The following is a 22,835-nucleotide window of genomic DNA, read 5'->3' as shown; positions in this document are numbered from 1 at the left end:
GATGCAGCGCGAGCGCCTTACACGCGCAAAGGCGTTCACCTTTGCTGTTCTGGCAGCCGCGCAATGACTCGCGTTTCTAGGTTTTCGCATCACCACCGCAGCGCGCCCTGCGCAGCGGTGCGCTCCACCCTCTCCCTGCTGCACGCCCCAAAGGATTTGCCCGCATGCTGACCGCGCTCGGTTTCGGAATGGTGATCACCTTCATGTACCTGATCATGAGCAAGCGGCTGTCGCCGCTGGTGGCTCTGATCACGGTGCCGATTGTGTTCGCACTGCTGGGCGGCTTCGGCACCGGCATCAACGACATGATGCTCGAGGGCATCAAGAAGATCGCGCCCACCGGCGTGATGCTGATGTTCGCCATCCTCTACTTCGGGGTGATGATCGATGCCGGGCTGTTCGATCCACTGGTCGGGCGCATCCTGCGGCTGGTCAAGGGCGACCCGCTGAAGATCGTGATGGGCACCGCGATCCTGGCGATGCTGATCTCGCTCGATGGCGACGGCTCCACCACCTACATGATCACCGTGTCGGCGATGCTGCCGCTATACCAGCGCCTGGGCATGAATGCGCTCAATCTCACCTGCGTGACCATCTTGGCCAGCGGTGTGATGAATCTCACTCCGTGGGGCGGCCCGACCGCACGCGCCGCTACTGCCCTGCACGTGGATGCGGCCGATGTGTTTGTGCCGCTGGTGCCGGCGATGTTGCTGGCGATTGCCGGCATCATCGCGCTGGCCTGGTATCTGGGCATGCGTGAGCGCCGCCGCCTGGGCGTGGTGCGCCTGCCGGCCGATGGCAGTTGGCTGGACACCAGCATTCCCGAAGACAACGACGCCTTGCCGCGCGTGGAAGACACCGAGGACATGAAGCGTCCCAAGCTGCTGTGGGTCAATCTGATCCTGACCCTGGCGCTGATGGCCGCACTGGTGGTGGGCATCCTGCCGATGCCGGTGCTGTTCATGATCGGCTTCGCGCTGGCACTGATGATCAACTACCCCAATCTGGCCGAGCAACGCCGCCGGCTGGTCAATCACGCCGGCAATGTGTTGTCGGTGGTGTCGCTGATTTTTGCCGCCGGCATCTTCACCGGCATCCTGTCCAACACCGGCATGGTGGAGGCGATGTCGCGCAGTTTTCTGGCAGTGATCCCGGATAGCTGGGGACCGTATCTGGCGGTGATCACGGCGATCGTCAGCATGCCGTTTACGTTCTTCATGTCCAACGACGCGTTCTACTTCGGCGTGCTGCCGATCCTGTCCGAAGCGGCCGGCCACTACGGCATCACTCCGGTGGAAATGGCCCGCGCCTCGCTCGCCGGCCAACCGGTGCATCTGCTCAGCCCGTTGGTGCCATCGACCTATCTGCTGGTCGGCCTGGCCAAGGTCGACTTTGCCGACCATCAACGCTTCACGCTCAAGTGGGCGGTGCTGATTTCGATGCTGATGCTTGGCGGCGGGTTGTTGTTTGGTCTGTTTCCGTTGGCGCGCTGATCGCGCGCCGGGAATGGGAAATCGGGAATCGTAAGAGCGGCGCTGTGCCGTCGTGACGGTTCCTGACTTCCACATGGAGAACGCAGGCCGCAAAGGCGGCTCCTGCTCTACCGATTCCCCACTCCCGATTCCCGATTCTCCATTCCCAACTCCAAAGGAGTTACACCAATGACGCTTCGCATTGCATACGTCACCAGCGGCATGGGCAGTGTCGGCACCGCGATCTGCCAGAAGCTGGCGCGCAGCGGGCATACCGTGGTTGCCGGTTGCGGGCCCAATTCGCCGCGTAAATCGGCCTGGTTGCGCGAGCAGCGCGAGCAGGGCTTCGACTTCGTCGCTTCCGAAGGTAATGCCGCCGATTGGGATTCCACGGTTGCCGCCTTCGCCAAGGTCAAGGCCGAAGTCGGCGAAATCGATGTGCTGGTCAACAACGCCGGCGGTAGCCGCGACACCTTGTTCCGGCAGATGACGCGCGACGACTGGAATGCAGTGATCGCCAGCAATCTGCATTCGCTGTTCAACATCTCCAAGCAGGTGGTGGATGGCATGACGTCGCGTGGTTGGGGCCGCATCGTCAACATCGGCTCGGTCAGTGCGCACAAGGGGCAGATCGGGCAAATCAACTTCGCCACCGCCAAGGCCGCGATGCATGGCTTCAGCCGTGCGCTGGCGCAGGAAGTCGCCTCGCGCGGGGTCACCGTCAACACCATTTCGCCTGGCTATATCGCCAGTGCATCGATCAGCAGTTTTCCGCCGGACGTACTCGATCGCCTGGCCACCTCTGTGCCGATGCGTCGGCTGGGCAAGCCGGCTGAAGTCGCTGGCCTGTGCGCGTGGCTGGCGTCCGACGATGCCGCTTATGTGACCGGTGCCGACTACGCGGTCAACGGCGGCCTCTACATGGGCTGACACAAACCGTGGGCCGCAAGCGCTTGTCGGAGTGCACCCCGGCACACCAGCCGCGATCACGCAACGCGACCAACCAAACGACTTCGCGACCAGCAAAAAGGAGCGGCCGATGCTCGGCATCGGGAGGTATGAGGCGTCACACTCCAGTTGCTGTGCACCGCCCACACCTGTTTGGCAGCCGCTCGCTCCGTGTTGTTGGCGGTTCCTGGGCCCGCACGTGCGGATGCACAATGACGCGCTGCCCAGCCGCAGCACCCTGCGAGCACGCGACACCCAACCGCGATCACAAAGCTAGGACCCGTGTGCGCGATGGCGTTGCGCCGTTGCGCACAAGCGGCCGCCACTACGCGAACAACCCGCCTCTAGTGCGAACTGATTACACTCTGGCTTTTCCGCAGTGCGCTGCCATGGCCAAACCCTCAGAACGCACCCCGCAGAATGCACGCCCGCAGATGGCCGACATCGCCCGCATGGCGGGCGTGTCCGAGTCCACCGTGTCACGCGCCCTTGCCGGTAGCCCGGTGGTGGCAGAGCGCACCCGCGCCTACATCAAGCAGATTGCCGCCGATGCCGGGTATCAGGTCGACCCGGTCGCACGCAGCTTGCGCGCCAAACGCTCCAACACGGTGAGCGTTGCGGTGCCGATGATGCACGCACTGGATCAACCGCTGTCCGATCCGTTTCTGATGACCATGCTGGCGTTGCTGGCCGAAGAACTCACCGGGCGCGGCTACAGCATGCTGCTGTCCAAGCTGGACCGGCACCAGGATGGTTGGGTGGAACAGCTTGCGCGCGGTAGCCGCTCCGATGGCGTGATCGTGCTCGGGCAGAGTTCCGAACATGCCGCGCTGGACGAAGCCGCGCGCGATGGTCTGCCGATGGCCGTGTGGGGCAGCCGCATCGATGGGCAGGCCTACATCAGCGTGGGCAGCGACAATTTTCAGGGCGGCGCGCTCGCCACCGAACACCTGATCGCCAGCGGCCGCAAGCGCATCGCGTTTCTGGGCGACGACCAGTTACCCGAAGTGGCGCCGCGTTTTGCCGGTTACCGTCATGCATTGGAGCAGCACGGGCTGGAATTCGACACCCGCCTGCATGCGCGCAGCCATTTCGTCAGCGAAGACGCCTACCGCCTCACCCGCGCCATGCTCAAGAAGACCGACCCGCCGGATGGGCTATTTGCGGCCTCCGACGTGATCGCCGTGGGCGCCATCCGCGCCCTGGTCGAAGCCGGCCATCGCGTGCCGCAGGACATCTCGCTGGTGGGCTTCGACGATATTCCGCTGGCCGCCTACAGCCAGCCACCGCTGACCACCGTGCGGCAGGATCTCGGTCTGGCCGCGCGCTTGCTGGTGGACCGGCTGCTGGCGCTGATCGCGGGCGAGGCGGTGCAATCGGTTGAAATGCCGGTGAAACTGGTGGTGCGCGAGTCGGCGTGAGGCTGGGAATCGGGAATCGGGAATCGGGAATCGTAAGAGCGTGCGTCCTGAGCGCGCTGTGCGGCGGCGGCCGCGCACTCATACTCGCTACTGTGCCGGCATAACAACGCAAACGCAGCGGTTACGCCGCTACAGCCTTGGGCTTGCGAATACGCACGCATAGCATTGCTACCGCTGCGGCAAGCATCAACGCACCGGCCAGACGGATCACGTTGCGCGGGTCGCCGTGCAGCAACCGCTCGTAATACAGCGGCAGGGTGACGATCTGAATCAGCATCGGCAGCACGATAAACAGATTGAACAAGCCCATGTACACGCCGGTGCGCTCGGGCGGAATGCTGTCGGCGAGCATCAGATACGGATTCCCCATCATGCTGGCCCAGGCCAGCCCGATGCCGATCATCGGCAACAACAACAACCAGCGATTTTCGATGCCAGGCAACAGCCACATACCGACGCCGGCCGCCAGCAGACAGGCTGCGTGCGTGTACTTGGGGCCGAAGCGGCGCACCACCGGCACCATCGCAAAGGCCGCCAGAAACGCGATGAAATTGTAGAACCCACCGATCTGCCCATTGACCAGACCAGCCTCGCGAAACCCGTGCGAGGTGGCGTCGGTGGTGCCGAACAAGGTGGTCGACAGCGACAGCACGATGTACTGCCAGTAGCAGAAAATCCCGTACCACTGGAACAACATCACCGGCGCCAGCTGGCGCATGGTCGGCGGCATCGCGCGCAGGGCGCTGACGATTTCGCGCACGGTCGCGCCCAGGCGGCCGGCACCGGTCTGACGCATGCGCGCAATCTCGGCCGGCGCAATCGCAGGCTCGCGCACGCTGCGCGCGGTGATCAGGATGGACGCGGCCGAAAACCCCGCGCCGATCACGAACGCAGCAATGGTGATGTACGGAATATGGTGCGCGTTGGCGGCATCCTGATTCATACCGAACCACACCAGCAACGGTGGAGTGAGATAGGCCAGCGTCTGCGCCAGGCCGGTGAACGCGCTCTGCGTGAGATACCCGAGTGGCCGCTGCGGTGGCGCGAGTACGTCGCTGACCAACGCACGGTAGGGCTCCATCGCCACGTTGTTGGCCGCATCCAGCACCCACAGCAGGCACACCGCCATCCACAACGCGGTACTGAACGGCATCGCCAGCAGACACAGGCTGCACACCAGCGCACCCAGCACCATGTAAGGCATGCGGCGGCCCCAGCGCGTCACCGAGCGATCGCTCCACGCGCCGACGAACGGCTGCAGCACCAGCCCGGTGATCGGCCCGGCCAGCCACAGGTACGGCAGGCTGGCGTGGTCGGCGCCCAGGTAGTTGTAGATCGGGCTCATGTTGCTCTGCTGCAACCCGAAGCTGTACTGCACACCGAAGAAACCGGCGTTGAGCGCCAGGATGCGCGCGAAAGAAAGCGGAGGAGCGGTCGACGACATGCAAGGCCCTGGGCATCGGTGCGGCTCCCAGTGGCCGCAGCGCACTGTACCCTGCGGCTTATGCAATCGATTGTAACGCTGCGCCGCAACACGCAGTCTTTAAGGAAATTGAGACTCGTGAATCAGATTCAAATGCTGCAACGCAAGATTGCAATCGATTGTATTCGAGCGTATTACTGCGCTCGCACTGCAGGCCGCACGGCCATTCCCTGGGAGGGGACGATGCAGGCGTCGGCATACCACCACCTGTGAGAGAGAGAATCGCGATGTCCACCTTGCACACCCTGCGCCTGCATGCCCTGGCCTGCGCGGTCGTTTCCTGCCTGTGCGCGCCCGCCGCGCTGGCCCAGGACGCCGCCGCCGCGCCCGCCACTCCGCCGGCTGCCGACAGCGCCGCGGTCAATCTGGATTCGGTGTTCGTCACCGGCACCTCCACCGCCACCACCAAGTTGAAGTCCAGCGTGTCGGTCAGCACCGTCGGCGCCGAGGCGATCGAGCAATCGGCGCCGCGCAGCACCGCCGAAATCTTCCGCAACATCCCCGGCATCCGCTCCGAATCCAGCGGTGGCGAAGGCAACGCCAACATCGCCGTGCGCGGTCTGCCGGTGGCCTCCGGTGGCGCCAAGTTCCTGCAGCTGCAGGAAGACGGCTTGCCGGTGATGGAGTTCGGCGATATCGCTTTCGGCAACGCCGATATCTTCCTGCGCTCGGATTTCACGATGGATCGCATCGAAGCCATCCGCGGCGGCTCGGCGTCGACGTTCACCAGCAATGCGCCCGGCGGCATCATCAACTTCATCAGCAAGACCGGCGACACCGAAGGCGGCAGCGTCGGCGTCAGTCGCGGTCTGGACTACGACAACACCCGCATCGACTTCAATTACGGCGCGCCGTTCGCCGAGCATTGGCAGTTCAACATCGGCGGTTTCTTCCGCCAGGGCGACGGCGTGCGCGATGCCGGCTACACCACCGACAAGGGCGGCCAACTCAAGGCCAACCTCACCCGTCTGTTCGAGAACGGCTACGTGCGTGTGTACGGCAAATACCTCAACGACCGCGCCGCCGGCTACCTGCCGGTGCCTACCTCGGTGCGTGGCCGCGACGGCTCGCCGGACCTCGGCGGCTTCCCCGGTTTCGATCCAGGCAACGACACCTTGTACAGCCGTAATTTCCGCACCGATGTCGGCCTTGATGGCAATAATCAGCCGCGCCGCACCGACCTGGGCGACGGCATGCACCCGATCTCGCGCACCATCGGCGCCGAAGCCTGGTTCGACCTGGGCAATGGCTGGAACCTGAGCGACAAGTTCCGCATCGCCGACAACAGTGGCCGCTTCGTCAGCCCGTTCCCGGCCGAAGTCACCGATGCCACCTCGCTGGCATCGTCCATCGGTGGCGCCGGCGCGCAGCTGGTGGAGGCCGGTGGCCCGAATGCCGGCCAGGCCTACACCGGCAACGCCATCCGCACGCATCTGTTCAACGTCGCCATCAACGATCTGGGCAACGTCACCAACGACCTCAGCCTCTCGCGCGAGTTCGATGGAGACGGCCGCACGCTGAATCTGCGCATGGGCTATTACAGCTCGCGCCAGACCATCGACATGGACTGGACCTGGAACTCCTACGTGCAGAGCCTGGGTCGCGACTCGCGCCTGCTCAACGTGGTCGACGCGGCAGGCGTGTCGCGCTCGCAGAACGGCCTGTATGCCTATGGCACGCCGTTCTGGGGCGATTGCTGCATCACCCGCAGCTACGACGTGCGTTACGACGTCAATGCGCCGTATGTCGCGCTCACCTTCGACAGCGGCAAGTTCAGCATCGACGGCAGCCTGCGTTACGACATGGGCGATGCGCGCGGCAGCTACAGCGGCACTGCGATTGCGCAAAACCTGGACGTCAACGGCGACGGCGTGATCCAGCCAGTGGAACAGCGCGTAGCCACCGTGGACACTGCCAACGCACGCCCGGTGGACTACGACTGGAACTACCTGTCGTATTCGTTGGGCAGCAACTATCTGATCAGCGACGATCTAGGCGCGTTCGCCCGCATCAGCCGCGGTGCGCGCGCCAATGCCGATCGCCTGTTGTTCGGCGTGGTGCGCGACGACGGCTCGGTGTCGTCCGATGAAGGCGTTAACGTGGTGCGCCAGGCCGAAGCCGGCCTGAAGTGGCGCCGCGACGGGCTGAGCCTGTTCGCCACCGCCTTCTCTGCGCGCACCCAGGAACAGAACTTCGAAGTCACCAGCCAGCGCTTCTTCAACCGCAGCTACCAAGCGCACGGCGTGGAGCTGGAAGCCAGCTACCGCTACGAGGGCTTCACCGTCAACGGCGGCCTGACCTGGACCGATGCAGAAATTTCCCGCGACCAGATCACCCCGGAAAATACCGGCAATGTGCCGCGTCGCCAAGCCGACGTGATCTGGCAGCTCACCCCGAGCTATCGCGGCGACGGCTACCAGTTCGGCGTAAATCTGATCGGCACCACCGATGCCTATACGCAGGATTCCAACCAGCTGAAGATGCCCGGCTATACGCAGGTCAACCTGTTCGGCGACTACCGCGTGACCGATTCGCTCACCGTCGCGCTCAACGTCAACAACCTGTTCAACACCTTTGGTCTGACCGAAGCCGAAGAAGCCACGATTCCGGCCAACGGCATCATCCGCGCGCGCTCGATTGCCGGCCGCACCACCAGCATCAGCCTGCGTTACGACTTCTAAGGACCCCGCGCCGGGCCCACGCCCGGCGGCTTCCAATGAGCACCTCCCCCATCGATCCCACCGCATCACGCGCGGCCTTTGCCGCGCCGCTGGATGCACGGCGCGCCGAGCCGTTGTTGGCGCGTTTTGACGAACATGCACCGCGTCTGCTGGATGCACTGCAGTCGCTGTATGGGCAACGCCCCGATTACGCAGCGTGGTTGACGCAGTGGTTGGGCGCGCTCGGCAGCAGCGCGCAACACCGCCCGCAGGCATTGCAACAGCTCGATACCACCCGCAAGCCGGGCTGGTTCGGCGCACAGCACATGCTGGGCTACAGTGCCTACGTGGACCGCTTCGCCGGCACCTTGCAGGGCGTGGCCGAGCGCGTGCCGTACCTGCAGGAACTGGGCGTGCGCTATCTGCATCTGCTGCCGTTTCTGCGCGCACGCGCCGGCGACAACGACGGCGGCTTTGCGGTCAGCGACTACGGCCAGGTAGAGCCGAGCCTGGGCAGCAACGACGACCTGATTGCGCTCACCACGCGGCTGCGCGCATCGGGCATCAGCCTGTGTGCGGACTTCGTGCTCAACCATACCGCCGACGATCACGCCTGGGCACAAGCCGCAAGCGCTGGCGATGCACGCTATCTCGATTACTACCATCACTTCGCCGACCGCAGACTGCCCGATCAATACGAAACAACGCTGGCGCAGGTGTTTCCGCATACCGCGCCGGGTAACTTCACCTGGGTGGACGACACCGCACAATGGATGTGGACCACGTTCTATCCCTATCAATGGGATTTGAACTGGAGCAACCCGGCCGTGTTCGGCGACATGGCGCTGGCAATGCTGCAGCTGGCCAACCTCGGAGTGGAAGCGTTCCGCCTGGATTCCACCGCCTATCTGTGGAAGCGCACCGGCACCGACTGCATGAACCAGCCCGAGGCGCATACCTTGCTGGTGGCGCTGCGTGCGGTTGCCGACATCGTTGCGCCGTCGGTGGCGATGAAGGCCGAAGCCATCGTGCCGATGAGTCAACTGCCGCCCTACTTCGGCAGCGGCGCCGATCAAGGCCACGAATGCCACCTGGCCTACCACAGCACGCTGATGGCAGCCGGGTGGTCGGCACTGGCGCTGCAACGCGGCGACATCCTGCATCAGGTCATTGCGCACAGCCCACCGTTGCCCACCAACTGCGCGTGGCTGAGCTACGTGCGTTGCCACGACGACATCGGCTGGAATGTGCTGCAGCACGAAGCCGCGGGCAATGCCATGCAACCGGCGTTTTCGCTGCGCGATGTCGCGCGCTTCTACGCCAATGCGCTACCGGGCAGCTACGCGCGTGGCGAAAGCTTCCAGAGCAGCGGCGATGGTGTGCACGGCACCAACGGCATGGCGGCCGCACTCGCCGGCATCCAGGCGGCGCACGATACGGGCGATGCGTCGGCATTGGCGATGTCAGTGGACCGGCTGGTGCTGCTCTACGCGGTTGCCCTGGCGATGCCGGGCGTGCCGCTGATCTACATGGGCGACGAACTCGCATTGCCCAACGACATCAGCTACCGCGTGGATACGCAGCGCAAGCACGAAGGCCGCTGGTTGCATCGCCCGGCAATGGACTGGCAGCGCGCCGCGCAGCGCCACGACAACAGCAGCGTGAGCGGGCAGGTCTATCAGCGGTTGCACGCACTGATCCAGCAACGCACGGCACTACCGGCACTTGCTGCGGATCAACCGTTGGGCAGTGTGGCGCTGGATAACGTCCACCTGTTTGCGCTGACGCGTGGCGACAGCTTTGTCGCCGTCCACAACTTCAGCGATCAACCGCTCGACGTGGCGCTTGCAGGTAGGTTGAGTGGCCGTTGGCAGGTGTTGGCCGACAAGCACGATGCAGTTGCAGAACCGCTAGGCGATGATCTGCGTCTTGCGCTGCCTGGGTATGCGGTGCGCTGGTTGCAACGTATCGACTGATCGATGCGGGTGCGGGGTGCTGGTCGATGACCTGCGCTCTGCACTGCCTGCAATACGGGGCCTAGTTGAAACATGTTGCTTGAGTAAGGCACTTGCGGTTCTTGGTCGATGACCTGCGCCTTGCGCTGCCTGCAGTGCGGGCGCTGGTTGGTACGTTTTGCTTGAGCGATGCGGATACGGGGTCTTGGCGATGCGTCAACCGTACCCTCACCCCAACCCCTCTCCCGACGGGAGAGGGGCTAGCGTTACTGCATTGGTACCACGTGTGCTTACGTCATCGCGCGGGTGTGTCTTAAGCCACTGCGCTGGAATGGTTTGAGCCGCTGCGCTGAAGTGTCTTGCGCGGGAATGGCTAGGCCTCCCAGTACTCGGCAGCACCCATGCAGAGGTGCCGATTCGCTATCACGCATGCAATAGCGTTACTTGCTCAGCCGAGGCTGAGTTTGCGGCAGCGACACGCGTCCGCGAACGCTGCTGCACAAACCACACACACCACTAATACAGCGCTTCGACAACGCTTCGACGGCTAAGAGCAGACAACAAAGCTAGCGTGTAGCCGCCAGGCAAACGCGGACGGTACCCGGAATCAACATGCACCACTCGTACACGTCGGTTCCTACGCGCCGTCCACGCTTGACGACTAGTCGCTACGCTTCTTGGCCACTCTCACTCAACCCTTCAACAGCGTCAGCAGGGTTTCTGCAGTCTTTTCCGACGACGCCGGGTTCTGGCCGGTCACCAGAGTGCCGTCGGCAATTACATGTACTGCCCAATCGGCCTTCTTTTCGTACTTTCCACCGAGTTCGGTCAGCACGTCTTCCACCAGGAACGGCACGATCTTGGTCAGACCGACGGCCTCTTCTTCGCCATTGGTGAAACCGGTGACGCGGCGACCGTTGACCAGCGGCTTGCCATCGCTGCCCTTGACGTGACGCAGTGCGCCCGGCGCATGGCAGACCAGGCCGTGCGGCTTGTCGGCTGCGGCGAAGGCTTCGATCAGCGCGATCGACTGCTTGTCTTCGGCCAGATCCCACAGCGGGCCGTGGCCGCCCGGATAGAACAGCGCATCGAAATCGTCGGCTTTGACGTCGGCAAGACGGTGCGTTGTGGCCAGCACCTTCTGCGCATCACTATCCTGCTTGAAGCGCTTGGTGGCCTCGGTCTGCGCATCGGGCTCGTCGCTTTTCGGGTCCAGCGGCGGCTGTCCGCCTTTCGGCGAGACCACGGTGATGTCGGCGCCAGCGTCCTTGAAAACGTAGTACGGCGCGGCGAATTCTTCCAGCCAGAAGCCGGTCTTCTTGCCGGTATCGCCCAGCTGGTCGTGGGACGTGAGCACCATCAAGATTTTCATCGCATTGCCTCGTGTTATGGCCCAGAACGGGCGAGGCGTGCAGTGTGCAGTCCGGTTCGTTGCAACATCGTGTAGAACGCGCGGCCTTGCATGCGCAGGTTCACCGACGCGATCAACATGTGATCGCGCACGCGCATTTCATCGAACGCTGTGTGCCATCTCAGACATTCATCGCCGGCGGTTGCAACTGATCCATGCGGATGCGATTGGCGAACAACGAAAACGCCAGCATGCCGGCCAGCCCGCTGATCCGGCTCACCCACGGCGGCAGCCAGCGCGGCGCGACCAGCACCCCGCTGTCGAACAAGGGTGCAAACCGCGCCACATCGCCCAACGCCATCTTGCCGGCGAATAGATAACGGCATAGCTGCAGTTGGTCGCGCTGCAAGGCATGCCGGAAGAAGGTGTGCACCGCGACCAGGCCGCGCAGGTAGACGGTGTCCTTGGTAAACGCACCGCCGCCTTCCGTCGGCACACCGCGGAACACGCGTTGCGCCGAGGAAAAACTTTCGGTTGCGCTCTGCCCGCTCTCGGTGAAATAGCGGAACACCTCGATGAAGTCGGCGCCCGAGCGCGCCATCGCAATCGCTTCGATGCGCAGGCTGATGCGCTTCATGCGTTCGATATCGATGCTGCCGGTGATCTGCTCCGCAAACGTCGCCAGGCCTTCCTGAGTTGCGGTGGTGCGTGGCGATGAAATGCCCAGGCTGGGCAGATGCACCTGCGCGCGGCCATTGAGCGCAGTGAGCGAATGCACCAGCGCCTCGTGATGAAACAGCTGCGCACGGTCGTAATCGCTGAAGGTGGCGCCGGTGCGCAAACGGATCCGGTGCGCGCCTGCCGCGGCCTTGGCGAGCAGATCCGGATCGAGCGTGACAGTGATGACGCGTCCTTCGAAGAACGCATCCAGGTCGTTCTGCAGCTGCATGCGCAAGGCGGTGGCTGACACCGGCACCTGCTCTTCCGGTGCCAGCAGCTCACGATCGAGTTCCTGCGCGATCTGGATGAAATGCCGCGCCGCTTCGCGCGTGGTCGGGCCGTTGCCCGGCATCGGGTCGTCGGGCACGCCGAACAACTGCGCCGAATAGTCGCTGACCGCGCTGGTGCCCAGCGATTCCAGCAGACCGGCCGCCAGGCTCCAGCTATGCGTCGAATCGATCAGATACGCGCCGATCGGGTGATGCGGGTCGGCGGCTTTCGCAATCGCGGCCAGCTCGCGCCGGGTGTCGCCAAAATCCAGCGCCGGGTAGTCCACCTGCGGCAGCTCCGGCTGCCCGCGCGCCACACTCTGCAGAAACGGCTCCTGCAGCGAGCGCGGCCAGCTCGCCAGGGCGAGCAGGCGCACCCCGCGCACGGCCTTGACCAGGCGCGCATCCAGCGCCGCGTGATGGACGATGTCCGGCGGCCCCTTGCGCGATGGCATCAGCGCCGTCCGGGACGATCGACGCTGGCCGGGCGCTTGCCCGAGCCCTTGCCGCGGTTGTTCTGCGCAACGCGGGTGGCGAGCTTTTCGGCCGCGCTGGCCACTTCCTCGCGCAGCTTCATGTAATTGGCCACACGCTCCGGATCCAGCGTATCGGCCTCGATCGCCGCGCGCACCGCGCAACCGGGCTCGGCGATATGCGCGCAATCGTTGAAGCGGCACTGCGCCGCCAACGCTTCCACATCAGAGAAACCGCCTTCGGCCAGGTCTTCTTCACCGGTTGGCTTGAGCTCGCGCATGCCGGGCGTATCGATCAGGCAGGCGCCGGTTGGCAACGGGATCAACGCACGGTACGTGGTGGTATGCCGGCCACGCGAATCGTTTTCGCGCACCGTATTGGTCTTCATCTTCTGCGTGCCGAGCAAGGTATTGGTCAGCGTCGACTTGCCCGCACCGGACGAGCCCACCAGCACCGCCGTGCGCCCGTCGCCCAACCACGGCCGCAGCGCTGCCACGCTCTCTGGATCCTTGGCATTGACCGCACGCAGCGGGATGTTCTGCGCCTCCAGCTCTTCCAATACCGCCAACGCATCCTCGGCGTACTCGGTCTGATCGGCCTTGGTCAGCACCACCACCGGCTGCGCGCCGCCGCCGCCCACAAGCAGCAGATAGCGTTCGATGCGGCGCGGATTGAAGTCCGCATCGAGCCCGCACACGATGAACACCGTATCGATATTGGCTGCGATCACCTGCTGGTGGTAATGCTCACCAGCCGCCCCGCGCTTGATCGAGGTGCGCCGCGGCAGCAGCGCCACGATGCGCTTGCCCTCCATCAGCACCCAATCGCCCACCGCCGCCCGCTCATGGCTAGGGAAGCGCGGCCGCTGCCACTCCGGCAGCGACTCGGCCTTGAGACTGGCCTCCGGCGTATCGGCCACCACATAGCCGGTACGGTGCTGCTCCACCACCCGCGCCGGCAACGCCTGCGGATGCGCGGCAAACACCGCCTGCCAGGCAGCCTCCTCAGGAGGACCGGGCCATGGCCAGCCGATGGATTGGAGGGTGGGGTAGTTGGGGGATGTGTCGCTCATCGGGGGATTCTAGCTGGCTGGACGCAGGGGCTTGTGCAATCGACCTGCAGCCGGGCTTGAAGCCCCACTTGACATCGTTGCCGATGCAAGCATGTCCGCTTGTCATATTTCCGCTACCATGCCAAGCCTCACGCCTACAACCGGCCCGTCGCATGTCCACTACCCCGCAAAAGCCGCTCGCCATCCGCGAGCGTCTGTCCGAAGTCCGCTACGAGATCCGGGGCGAGCTGGCGCGACGAGCGCGGGAGTTGGAGGCGCAGGGCCGCAAGCTGATCAAGCTCAACATCGGCAACCCAGGTGCATTCGGGTTCCGCGCGCCGGAGCATCTGCAGCGCGCGATTGCCGACGACATGGGTCGCACCGATCCCTATACCCATCAGCAGGGCCTGCCGGAAGCGCGTGAGGCGATCGCCAAAGCGTATTCGCGTCGTCAGCACCCCGATGCCCACCCTGACCGTATTTTTGTCGGTAACGGGGTCAGCGAGCTGATCGACCTGTCATTGCGCGCCCTGCTCAACCCCGGCGACGAAGTACTGGTGCCTTCGCCTGACTACCCGCTGTGGTCGGCTGCCACCATCCTCAACGATGGCCGCCCGGTGTATTACCGCTGCGCGCCGGAGAACGGCTTCCAGCCGGACCCGGTGGAGATCGAGACGCTGGTGTCCTCACGCACCCGCGCCATCGTGCTGATCAACCCCAACAATCCCAGCGGCGCGAGTTATTCGCGCGAGTTGCTGGAGCGCATCGTGGCGATTGCGACCAAGCACAACCTGCTGCTGATGGTCGACGAAATCTACGACCAAGTGCTGTACGACGGCGCGGCTTTCGTGCCGGTGGCGCCGCTGGCCGGTGCGCACCCGTGCATCACCTTCGGCGGACTGAGCAAGGTGCACCGCGCCTGCGGCTGGCGGGTGGGCTGGGCGCTGCTGTCGGGCGAGCAATCGCGCATCAACGATCTGCGTAACGCGATGGACCTGCTCGGCGCCTTGCGCCTGTGCGCCAACGTGCCGGGCCAGTACGCCATCGATGCCGCAGTCAACGGGCCAGACACCATTTCCGCGTTGTGCGCACCCGGTGGCCGTCTGTACGAAACTCGTCGTGCGGTGATCGAGGCTTGCGCGGCCAGCGAGCATTTGCAGCTGGTGGCACCGGCCGGGGCGCTGTACGCATTTCCGGCGGTGGTCGGTGCGGCCGCACGCAATTTCGACGATCACGAGTTCGCGCTGGACCTGATGAACGAAGAAGGCGTGCTGGTCGTGCCCGGCTCCAGCTTCAACGTGCCGTACCGCCATCACTTCCGCGTGACCTTGATGCCGGAAGCCAGCGTCATGCGCGATGTATTTGCGCGCATCGACCGCGCACTGGCACGCCGTGCCGAGGCCGTGACCAAAGTGGTGCCACTCAAGTCGCGCAGCGTCGCTTGATGGCGGCGCCTGGTACGCCGCTGCGCTATCTGGCGCTGGGCGATTCGTACACCATCGGCGAAGGCGTCGAGCCTGCGCAGCGCTGGCCGATGCAGTTGGTCGATGGTCTGCGTGCCCACGGTTGGAACGTGGAGCCACCGCAGATCATCGCCACCACCGGCTGGACCACCGACGAATTGCAGGCCGGTATCGACGCGGCCGCACCGCAGGGTACGTTCGATCTGGTCAGTCTGCTGATCGGCGTCAACAACCAGTACCGCGGGCGCTCGCTGGACGAATACCGCAGCCAGTTCGATACGTTGTTGCAGCATGCGATCGGGTTTGCCGGTGGTCATGCCGCGCGCGTGGTAGTGCTGTCGATTCCGGATTGGGGGCTGACACCATTCGCGCATGCGCAAGGCGGCGATGCGGGGCTGATCGCGGCGCAGATCGACGCTTTCAACAGCGTGGCGGCAGAGCGTTGCGCAGCGCGCGCCGTGCGGTTTGTCGACATCACTGCCATCAGTCGCGACGGCGGCGATGCTGTCGACATGCTGGTCGACGATGGTCTGCATCCCTCTGGTGCGATGTATGCGCGTTGGGCAGCGATGGCGCTGCCTGCAGCGCGCGATGCGCTGGGCGCTGTCGGATCTGTGGACACGCCTGCCTAAAGCGCCACGACGCGCAGCCGCGCATCGCGAAACCGCCAACCGGGCCTACCGCAATCGGGGCGACTGGCTCTAAGCTAGCTGTGCAGCACGCCTGATTGCCAAGGAACGACATTGCACAGCACCGCCACCCAACCGATGAGCCGCGCCCAAGCGCTGGCGATCGCACGCGCTTTTTTGCCCAAGCATCCGCTCGGCAACCGCTACGATTACTACTACACGCAAGCCAAGCTGCGCACTGACCCGTTGTATCCCGGCGTGCTGGCCGAGCTGCGCAGCACCACTGCGCCGGTGCTGGATCTGGGCTGCGGGCTGGGCTTGCTGGCGCATGCATTGCGTGCCGATGGCCAAGCGCTGGCGTATCACGGCGTGGATGTGGATGCTTCCAAGATCCGCCGCGCGCAGCACATCGCGCAACGCTCGCATCTGGGCAATACCAAGTTCGAAGTGGTCGATCTGAGCATCGCGTGGCCGCAGCATCAGGGCAGCGTCACCATTCTGGACGTGCTGCAATATCTGCAATCGGACATGCAGGCCAGCCTGCTGCGCAGCGTGGCGCAGATGCTCACGCCCGGTGCAAAGCTGGTGATTCGCAGTGCATTGGGCGATGCCAGCGGCCGTGGACGCACCAGCCGCGTGACCGACGTGCTGGCGCATCTGAGCGGCTGGATGCAGCGCATGCCGCGCAGCTACCCCACCCGCGACAGCCTGCAGGCCCACCTGGATGCGGCCGGCCTGCGCGCGACCTTCGCGCCGCTGTACGGCAACACGCCCTTCAACAACTGGTTGATCGTGGCCGAGCCGCGCTGAGCACTGCCGTCTTGGCGACAATGGTGCAAGCAGATGCGCCCTCTGCATGCACCGTCTATCGCTGACGTGCGCACGCGACACACGCAACGTGGTGCCTGGAACTCCCTTGGCTCCGACTTCGTAGCGGTTGCCTTCCAGCAGGGCGAGATAGCAGCCACCACGGTCGCGGTTGTTCCGTGGTTTGAAGATGCGGGTGTAGCTGACCTACAGCGCATGGCGATCGTGCAGATCGAACATCAGACCGGCGTAAGGCGTGGTGCGGCCGCGGCACTCGGACGAATTTGCCGACACAAGCTGATGGGTGTTTTTCCCGTCGGTATCGCTGTCAATACGCAGGCGCATCGCCTACCCGCCTTCGCGCGCAGCCACCCCGTCGAAAACGGCCGCGCAGGCCGTGCCTGGTAAGCCGCGCGCGATGCAGCGCATTCGACCGGGATAGCCGTCGCGTGCAGCGGCGGAAACGGCCTTGGAGGACGATCGTCGCAGGATGTCGATTGCAGGATGTCGACTGCATGGTCAGCGATGCTGACGCAGCGCATCCGCTGCGCGGTTGACACGCGACTGCCGTCTGTCCGCCATCGCTACGCCTGCGCGAACAGCCGTGGCATGATCGCGCCCTCACACGCCGGCCGTCCTACGGCACGGGATGCCGGGACAACAAGGGGATGTCTCGTATCGGTGTGGATCGGACTTTTTGCCCACCATGGGGCGCTCGCGGAAGGGGCCGCAGGCGTAGGTGTGCCGAATGGACATTGGCTGCATTCGAGCGAGGATGGCGAGGATGTTCAGGATCTGGTTGTTCGGTTCGGTTTCCGTTGCCCAGGACGAAGGACGCGCAGTTGCGGTCTCCGGACGTTGCGGCAGTCTGCTGGCCTATCTGGCCATCGGCCAGCATCGGTATTTCAGTCGTAGCGAGCTCATTGCCAGCCTGTGGCCCGAACGCGATGCCGGCGCGACGGCGGGATCGTTCAATACCGCCCTGTGGCGCCTACGCCGCATCGTCGAATCCCCGCCACTGGATCACGGCGATCTGATCGTGTGCGACCGGCGCGGCGCGATCGGCCTGGATGGCCCGATGGACGTCTGGCTCGATGTCGCCGAATTCAGCAAGGACATCGCGCCAGGCCTGAGCAAGCCACCCGAGCAGATGACCGAGGCAGAAATCGCCGGACTGCAACGCGGCGTCGCGCTGTACCGCTCCGACATCCTGATGGATGTCTCCGACGATTGGGCGCTGCGCGAACGCGAAAAACATCGCCGCAGTTATCTCAACGCGCTCTGGCGCCTGGTTCAGATCGCCACGATCCGGCGCGACTACGGCGAAGGAATCCGGCATGCACAAGCGATTCTGGACAGCGACGCGCTGCGCGAAGATGTGCACCGCGCACTGATGCAATTGTTCGTGCTCAACGGACAGCGCGCACATGCCTTATGCCAGTTCGAGCGCTGCCGCGAGCTGTTGCGGCGCGAGCTGGCGATCCAACCGATGCGCGAGACGATGACGCTCTATCACCGCATTGCCGACGGTGCCATCGGGACGAGCGTAGAAGACACGGTGCCTGCACCTGCTGCACGCCCCTTCGCGTTTGCCGACAGCGCCGGCCAGCACGCACAGATGCTGATCGAAAACGCACGTCGTGGCCTGGCCGCGGCAGATGCGCAACTGCAATTGAGCCTGCAGTTTCTGGAACCCTGAGTTCTCCAACACTGGCGCACGCCGCGCTGCCCGATGCCGAGCGCGTAGGTATCTGCGTGTTCGTTGCGGCGCCGCGCTGCTGCAACCAGCTAGGTCCATCGCGCGTAGCGGCCTTGCTGCACCACCGGCGAGCCCGGCGCATGGCGTACGAAGTGCGGCCTGCCGCATAAGGCGAATGCCGCCGTCCCGGCGTGCGACCCGGCCGAGGTGCCGCTGCTGCGCGATGCGCGCGGCCGGCCCTCTCTGTAACCGGCGTTGCCCGACTGGGACACCGGCTGGAGCCACCGTGGCGACTAGCTGGTGACGCGCCACCACTTCCGCACGCTGTCCCTTTTCCAACCCGTACGCGCCCCGGCAACCAGGCGTGTGGACCGGCGCTGCCTGCGCTGCACGTCGCAATGCATCACTGCTGCATCACACGGGAAGACGGCGCGGTGATTCACCGGTGATCTGGCGGTGATGCATCGGTGATGCAGGCGGCCTAGCGTGAATCCACCTCACCCGGAGCGCGGGCATGGCACTGCTGGAGGACCGAACCGCCGCCTTCATCGTCCGGGTTTGGGGAGAGCGTGGCGACGGCGACGACACGGTACGGGAGTGGCGCGGCTCGATCGAGCACGTGCAATCCGGTGAACGCACGTTCTTCCGTCATCTCGAGCAGGCCATGAGTTTCATGCAACCCCATCTGGAGAGTATCGGCATCGACACCCAGCAACGCTTCTGGGAACACATCGCGACCGACATCGACAGCGCTCCGAACACCGCTGCAGCTCTGCCCGCTTCTCCCGTCTCCACGCCACCGCCGCACGCCGCTCTTCCACCCCGCAAGCGCCGCTAGGAGTTCCGTATGGCCCGCATCCGCGCCACCCGCGACAGCGTCAACGACCGCTTCAATGTGCTGAGCTTCAGCGTGCGCAGCGACACCCCGCTGTTCGAGATCGGGCTGGCCACCGACCCGGAGTTGCTCAAGCCGGAAAACCGCGCCCGCCGCACGTCGCGCACGTTCTTTTCCAGTCTTGTGCAGCCCGGCACCAAGGGGCGCGATGCGATGTATCTGGTACCGCCGAGTGTGGTTGCGCGCTTTGTCGGGCAGCCGCGGTTGTACTTCGGCTTGGCGACCTACAGCGAACGCGACCGCGCGCGGCCAATCGAGGTGCAGATGCCCGATCGCGGCAATATGTACGTCTCGCTGTCCGGGCTGACCGAACGCAGCCTGCGACGTACCGCGCGTAGCGATGGCAACAACGGCTACGGCGGCGACAGCGCGTCGCTGGCATGGGGCGCCGATGCGGTGGTCGGCGCGGCGCCCGCCGCGGCGGTTGCGCCGGCCACCGATCCGGGCCGCGGCGGCTACAGCGATGGGTACTCGGATGAGCTGTGGCAAACCCCTGCCTCCGCAACGCCGCCCGCGCAAACTACTCCGGCCGCCACCGTGTCACCAGAGGCATCAACGCCTGCCGCGTCCTCATCGCCCGATGCCGCAGCAGCAACCGCAGCCGCGCAGAGCTGGCGCCCCGCATCGCAGGCGGTGCCGACGCTGCGCTCGGCGCCAGTTGTGCGCGCACCTTCCTCGACGCAGACGCCGCGTCATGGCTCGGCCCCAGTCAACGCACTGCGCGTGATCGATCAATACGACAGCCCCACAACGTTGGGCGAAGCGCTGCTGGCGCAGCTGGCGTTCTTTGCCAGCAGTGCGCGCTGGGTGTTTGGCGTCGTCAATACCACCGTTGCGCCCTACAGCGCGATCTGCCAGGTGCGACGCCTTAATGACAGCGATGAAGGAGAACCGGCGGGCACCGCATTCTTCATCGCGCCGCGTCTGCTATTGACCGCCGCCCACGTAGTAGATGGCAAGCGTGCGCTGATCATCGTGCCCGGCAAACACGATGCAGGAACAACCAGCGAAAGCGAGCCGTTCGGGCGCTTTCAGGTCACTTCGGATGCATGGGTCATCCATCCCGCATACAACGCATCCCAACGCGATTTCGATATGGCGCTGATTCGCGTGCCGGAGGCCAACGCGGTTGCCTACCCGCAGTACTTCGACATTCTGGAACAGCTGACCCAATCGCGCGAAGAACAGATCGTCGTGAGCGGCTATGCAGCGCGTTCGCTCGATAGCAGCACTGCAGGCACCGTGGTCAATGCCGTCATCGACCCGGATCGCCAGCATATGCATGGTGGGCGCATCCGCCAGCTCCCGACAGACGACACGTTTGCCTACGATGTGCAGTCGTTGGGCGGCACCAGCGGCTCGCCGGTGTACTACATCGACACCACCGAGGCACCGCGTGCCCACGTGGTCGGCGTGCATGTGGCCCAACATGACGCCACGACCAACCTGGGTTGCCGCATGACTGACGCAAAGCTGGCCTGGATCCGCCAGCAAGCACTGGACTGGAGCCAGGCGGTCAGCTTCTCGCTGGGCGTACAGGACTCGCAGAACGGCGCCACGCCGCGTCGGTCGGCCTCCGCCATGCAGACCGGGCAGGCAATGTCCCCACCGCATGCGCGACCCGCACCACCACGCAGCACAACCAACGCCCGCGCACTGATCATCGGGCCGGACGATGTGGAACGCGCCCAGCGCTACGCGCCGCAGTGGGCCGATCTGTTCAATTGGCGCGCACCGGCCGCGGTGGAACAGGCCGTCAGCGCACGCGGGATGTCGGTTCAGCGCATCGCAGATGCACAGGGCGAACTCAGCCTGGACCGTTATGAAGTGCGTTGCGAGCGTCTACCCGATGGTTGGACCGGTCCTGAGGTTCTTGAACACCTGCGACTGCATCTCAACGATTTTGTCGATACCGCCTACAGCGAATTCATCCCGTACGACAGCGGTGTGGACGACATTCAATGGGAGTCGTCCACTCCCGTCGGCACCGTCTTCAAAGTCAATATCGGTGGTCCCGACAATGCGTCGGTTGTCGTAAGCCTGGTAGAGCCGACACGTTGGCGCTTCACCACTGTGCATACCGAATGGTCCGGTGATCATCCAGTAAGCGGTCACCGCGAATTCGGAATCCGCGATGACAACGGCACCACCGTGTTCTACACCCGTGGTGCCGACCGGTGGACCGGTGGGCCGGGCGCGTTTATCGGCTTTTTTGCTGCCGACCGGCTCTGGAAAAGTTTCCAGGACAAGCTCGTTAGCTGGCTGATGGCCGGCGATGGCGGCGGCAGCGCCAGCGCACCTGCTCCCTTCAGCGAACGCTTCCATCCGGAGGTGGTGCGCATCCTCTACCCGACCACTGCGCAGTCGTTGTCCACGCGTTCGCTGAGCGATGCGCCCGTCCACGAATACGACGTGCCCTTGATCGCGCAACCGGACAAGCGCACCTGCTGGGCGGCGGCGATGGCGATGCTGTTGTCGTATCGGCGCCACGCGTCGATCGACCCGGAAACGCTGGCCAACGAGGTCGGCACCACCCTGTCGACGTCCTATAGCTTCGAGTTACTGGACGCTGTCAGACAGCGCTACGGCTTTAACGCCATCGAACAACCTTCCAACACCAGCCTGTACCACACGCCGCAACAGTGGGCGGACTGGTTGAACCGGCATGGCCCGCTATGGGTGGTCATCGTGGGTGCGCCGCATGCGGTGGTGCTCAGCGGTATCTCTGGCGATCTAGCCGATCCGTCGAGCGCAATCGTCAACATCCTCAATCCCTGGGATACGCGGCAGACCTTCGACAACGATCCGGTCGTTTTCAATCCAACCAACCAAGGCTATGCCGACTGGTTGCCGTTCCAGGAATTTGCAAGCGCATTCGGTGAAATGGCTGCCGACGACTATGGCGACTGGCGTGTGCTGTACCTACCGGCAGCGAGCACGCACGCCGCATCGCTTGGCGGTGCTCAGTTGCGCCTGGCCAGGCCGCCAGCAGCGGTGCACGCGCAGGCATTGGAGACAACGTCTGCCACCGGCGAACAGCGCGAGCCAGTGACGCCCAGCCGGGTGGCCGGTACCCGCATGAGTGTGGTGCGCGGCAGTGCGGGCGCTTGTCGCTGGACCCTCGACCAGCTGGAAGGCCGCAAGTCTGCCGTGTCCACGCTGATCGATTCCGGCAACGCCGCCATCGATGTCCGTCTTGTGCTCGACGACTGGCCGGCGCTGGAGGGTGCAGCGACTCCGCTGCCGATCACGCTGGAGTTTGTTGCCGATCACGGCAGCGTCGGCGAGGTTCGCATCACTGCCGGCACCCCGCCCCTGCTGAGCCATGGCGTCGAGGTGACGGCGCGTATCGAAGATGCAGATGCGGTGAGCGGTGTTGCGGCGCTGGCCGTCATCGTGGACTACCGCTTCAGCGGGCTCGCACAGGGCAACCCGCAGGCGCGGATCGCCTTGCGTCTGCTCGGCGATGGGCGGCATGAGCGCAGCAATACCTGGGTGGCGCAACCGGCCGACGCCGTGGTCGCGGGCTGAGCGGGTC

General features: G+C 64.7%; 16 protein-coding genes and 1 other RNA gene. 12 read left to right on the top strand and 5 right to left on the bottom strand.

Annotated features, from left to right (window positions below):
• Positions 1–164: 164 nt before the first annotated feature.
• From ASF90_RS08365 to ASF90_RS08355, 3 genes are all read left to right on the top strand, one after another.
• On the top strand, positions 165–1,493 hold the full coding sequence (locus ASF90_RS08365) for a CitMHS family transporter (protein ID WP_055848358.1): 1,329 nt from the start codon (positions 165–167) through the stop codon (positions 1,491–1,493).
• 168 nt (positions 1,494–1,661) lie between these two features.
• The gene (gene phbB / locus ASF90_RS08360; RefSeq protein WP_055848354.1) at positions 1,662–2,402 is read left to right on the top strand and encodes an acetoacetyl-CoA reductase; all 741 of its coding nucleotides are present in this window, start codon (positions 1,662–1,664) and stop codon (positions 2,400–2,402) included.
• Positions 2,403–2,809: 407 nt separating this feature from the next.
• Positions 2,810–3,841 carry a LacI family DNA-binding transcriptional regulator gene (locus ASF90_RS08355; protein WP_055848351.1) on the top strand — a complete coding sequence of 344 codons (1,032 nt, stop codon included), beginning with the start codon at positions 2,810–2,812 and terminating at the stop codon, positions 3,839–3,841.
• A 121-nt stretch (positions 3,842–3,962) separates the two neighbouring features.
• Here the strand turns inward: ASF90_RS08355 and ASF90_RS08350 are convergent, their stop codons facing one another.
• Positions 3,963–5,285 (bottom strand): MFS transporter, encoded by a 1,323-nt coding sequence (locus ASF90_RS08350; protein WP_055848349.1) that lies wholly within the window; start codon positions 5,283–5,285, stop codon positions 3,963–3,965.
• A 266-nt stretch (positions 5,286–5,551) separates the two neighbouring features.
• On the opposite strand from ASF90_RS08350, the gene ASF90_RS08345 reads away from it, so the two are divergent.
• The 3 genes from ASF90_RS08345 to ASF90_RS21835 all read left to right on the top strand — a co-directional run bounded on the left by ASF90_RS08345 (position 5,552) and on the right by ASF90_RS21835 (position 10,622).
• Positions 5,552–8,005 (top strand): TonB-dependent receptor, encoded by a 2,454-nt coding sequence (locus tag ASF90_RS08345; protein WP_055848346.1) that lies wholly within the window; start codon positions 5,552–5,554, stop codon positions 8,003–8,005.
• A gap of 35 nt (positions 8,006–8,040) precedes the next feature.
• Complete coding sequence (locus ASF90_RS08340) at positions 8,041–9,960, top strand: amylosucrase (RefSeq protein ID WP_055848344.1); 1,920 nt, start codon at positions 8,041–8,043, stop codon at positions 9,958–9,960.
• Positions 9,961–10,551: 591 nt separating this feature from the next.
• Positions 10,552–10,622: non-coding RNA, sX9 sRNA (locus ASF90_RS21835), on the top strand.
• Positions 10,623–10,630: 8 nt separating this feature from the next.
• Here the strand turns inward: ASF90_RS21835 and ASF90_RS08335 are convergent.
• The 3 genes from ASF90_RS08335 to rsgA all read right to left on the bottom strand — a co-directional run bounded on the left by ASF90_RS08335 (position 10,631) and on the right by rsgA (position 13,825).
• Positions 10,631–11,311, bottom strand: a complete 681-nt coding sequence (locus tag ASF90_RS08335; RefSeq protein WP_055848341.1) for a type 1 glutamine amidotransferase domain-containing protein — start codon at positions 11,309–11,311, stop codon at positions 10,631–10,633.
• Between the two features lie 160 nt (positions 11,312–11,471).
• Positions 11,472–12,734: a flavohemoglobin expression-modulating QEGLA motif protein gene (locus tag ASF90_RS08330; RefSeq protein ID WP_055848338.1), complete on the bottom strand. Its 1,263-nt coding sequence runs from the start codon at positions 12,732–12,734 to the stop codon at positions 11,472–11,474.
• Positions 12,734–13,825, bottom strand: coding sequence for a ribosome small subunit-dependent GTPase A (gene rsgA / locus ASF90_RS08325; RefSeq protein ID WP_055848335.1), 1,092 nt, complete (start codon positions 13,823–13,825; stop codon positions 12,734–12,736). The genes ASF90_RS08330 and rsgA overlap by 1 nt, the downstream gene beginning before the upstream one ends.
• Positions 13,826–13,977: 152 nt before the next feature.
• On the opposite strand from rsgA, the gene ASF90_RS08320 reads away from it, so the two are divergent.
• The 3 genes from ASF90_RS08320 (at position 13,978) to ASF90_RS08310 (ending at position 16,706) form a co-directional block, all read left to right on the top strand.
• Positions 13,978–15,249, top strand: coding sequence for a pyridoxal phosphate-dependent aminotransferase (locus ASF90_RS08320; RefSeq protein WP_055848333.1), 1,272 nt, complete (start codon positions 13,978–13,980; stop codon positions 15,247–15,249).
• Positions 15,249–15,899 carry an SGNH/GDSL hydrolase family protein gene (locus ASF90_RS08315; RefSeq protein ID WP_055848330.1) on the top strand — a complete coding sequence of 217 codons (651 nt, stop codon included), beginning with the start codon at positions 15,249–15,251 and terminating at the stop codon, positions 15,897–15,899. The genes ASF90_RS08320 and ASF90_RS08315 overlap by 1 nt, the downstream gene beginning before the upstream one ends.
• Positions 15,900–16,034: 135 nt before the next feature.
• Positions 16,035–16,706, top strand: coding sequence for a class I SAM-dependent methyltransferase (locus tag ASF90_RS08310; RefSeq protein WP_055850271.1), 672 nt, complete (start codon positions 16,035–16,037; stop codon positions 16,704–16,706).
• A gap of 204 nt (positions 16,707–16,910) precedes the next feature.
• Here the strand turns inward: ASF90_RS08310 and ASF90_RS24195 are convergent, their stop codons facing one another.
• Positions 16,911–17,048 carry a hypothetical protein gene (locus ASF90_RS24195; protein ID WP_236699228.1) on the bottom strand — a complete coding sequence of 46 codons (138 nt, stop codon included), beginning with the start codon at positions 17,046–17,048 and terminating at the stop codon, positions 16,911–16,913.
• Positions 17,049–17,487: 439 nt separating this feature from the next.
• Between ASF90_RS24195 and ASF90_RS08305 the strand changes: the two genes are divergently transcribed.
• The 3 genes from ASF90_RS08305 to ASF90_RS08295 all read left to right on the top strand — a co-directional run bounded on the left by ASF90_RS08305 (position 17,488) and on the right by ASF90_RS08295 (position 22,828).
• Positions 17,488–18,402 (top strand): BTAD domain-containing putative transcriptional regulator, encoded by a 915-nt coding sequence (locus tag ASF90_RS08305; RefSeq protein WP_055848327.1) that lies wholly within the window; start codon positions 17,488–17,490, stop codon positions 18,400–18,402.
• A 514-nt stretch (positions 18,403–18,916) separates the two neighbouring features.
• Entirely contained in the window at positions 18,917–19,240 is a 324-nt protein-coding gene (locus tag ASF90_RS08300; protein ID WP_055848325.1) for a hypothetical protein, read from the top strand.
• 9 nt (positions 19,241–19,249) lie between these two features.
• Positions 19,250–22,828: a papain-like cysteine protease family protein gene (locus ASF90_RS08295; protein WP_055848323.1), complete on the top strand. Its 3,579-nt coding sequence runs from the start codon at positions 19,250–19,252 to the stop codon at positions 22,826–22,828.
• The last annotated feature ends 7 nt before the right edge of the window (positions 22,829–22,835 follow it).

It is taken from the genome of Xanthomonas sp. Leaf148 (assembly GCF_001423585.1).
Lineage (GTDB): Bacteria > Pseudomonadota > Gammaproteobacteria > Xanthomonadales > Xanthomonadaceae > Xanthomonas.
Note: the sequence above shows the minus strand (reverse complement) of the source record. Positions and strands in the feature narration are given on the sequence as shown.

Coding starts and splice junctions, on each gene's coding strand:
- ASF90_RS08365 (WP_055848358.1), top strand. CDS start 165: ATGCTGACCGCGCTCGGTTTCGGAATGGTGATCACCTTCATGTACCTG.
- phbB (WP_055848354.1), top strand. CDS start 1,662: ATGACGCTTCGCATTGCATACGTCACCAGCGGCATGGGCAGTGTCGGC.
- ASF90_RS08355 (WP_055848351.1), top strand. CDS start 2,810: ATGGCCAAACCCTCAGAACGCACCCCGCAGAATGCACGCCCGCAGATG.
- ASF90_RS08350 (WP_055848349.1), bottom strand. CDS start 5,285: ATGTCGTCGACCGCTCCTCCGCTTTCTTTCGCGCGCATCCTGGCGCTC.
- ASF90_RS08345 (WP_055848346.1), top strand. CDS start 5,552: ATGTCCACCTTGCACACCCTGCGCCTGCATGCCCTGGCCTGCGCGGTC.
- ASF90_RS08340 (WP_055848344.1), top strand. CDS start 8,041: ATGAGCACCTCCCCCATCGATCCCACCGCATCACGCGCGGCCTTTGCC.
- ASF90_RS08335 (WP_055848341.1), bottom strand. CDS start 11,311: ATGAAAATCTTGATGGTGCTCACGTCCCACGACCAGCTGGGCGATACC.
- ASF90_RS08330 (WP_055848338.1), bottom strand. CDS start 12,734: ATGCCATCGCGCAAGGGGCCGCCGGACATCGTCCATCACGCGGCGCTG.
- rsgA (WP_055848335.1), bottom strand. CDS start 13,825: ATGAGCGACACATCCCCCAACTACCCCACCCTCCAATCCATCGGCTGG.
- ASF90_RS08320 (WP_055848333.1), top strand. CDS start 13,978: ATGTCCACTACCCCGCAAAAGCCGCTCGCCATCCGCGAGCGTCTGTCC.
- ASF90_RS08315 (WP_055848330.1), top strand. CDS start 15,249: ATGGCGGCGCCTGGTACGCCGCTGCGCTATCTGGCGCTGGGCGATTCG.
- ASF90_RS08310 (WP_055850271.1), top strand. CDS start 16,035: ATGAGCCGCGCCCAAGCGCTGGCGATCGCACGCGCTTTTTTGCCCAAG.
- ASF90_RS24195 (WP_236699228.1), bottom strand. CDS start 17,048: ATGCGCCTGCGTATTGACAGCGATACCGACGGGAAAAACACCCATCAG.
- ASF90_RS08305 (WP_055848327.1), top strand. CDS start 17,488: ATGTTCAGGATCTGGTTGTTCGGTTCGGTTTCCGTTGCCCAGGACGAA.
- ASF90_RS08300 (WP_055848325.1), top strand. CDS start 18,917: ATGGCACTGCTGGAGGACCGAACCGCCGCCTTCATCGTCCGGGTTTGG.
- ASF90_RS08295 (WP_055848323.1), top strand. CDS start 19,250: ATGGCCCGCATCCGCGCCACCCGCGACAGCGTCAACGACCGCTTCAAT.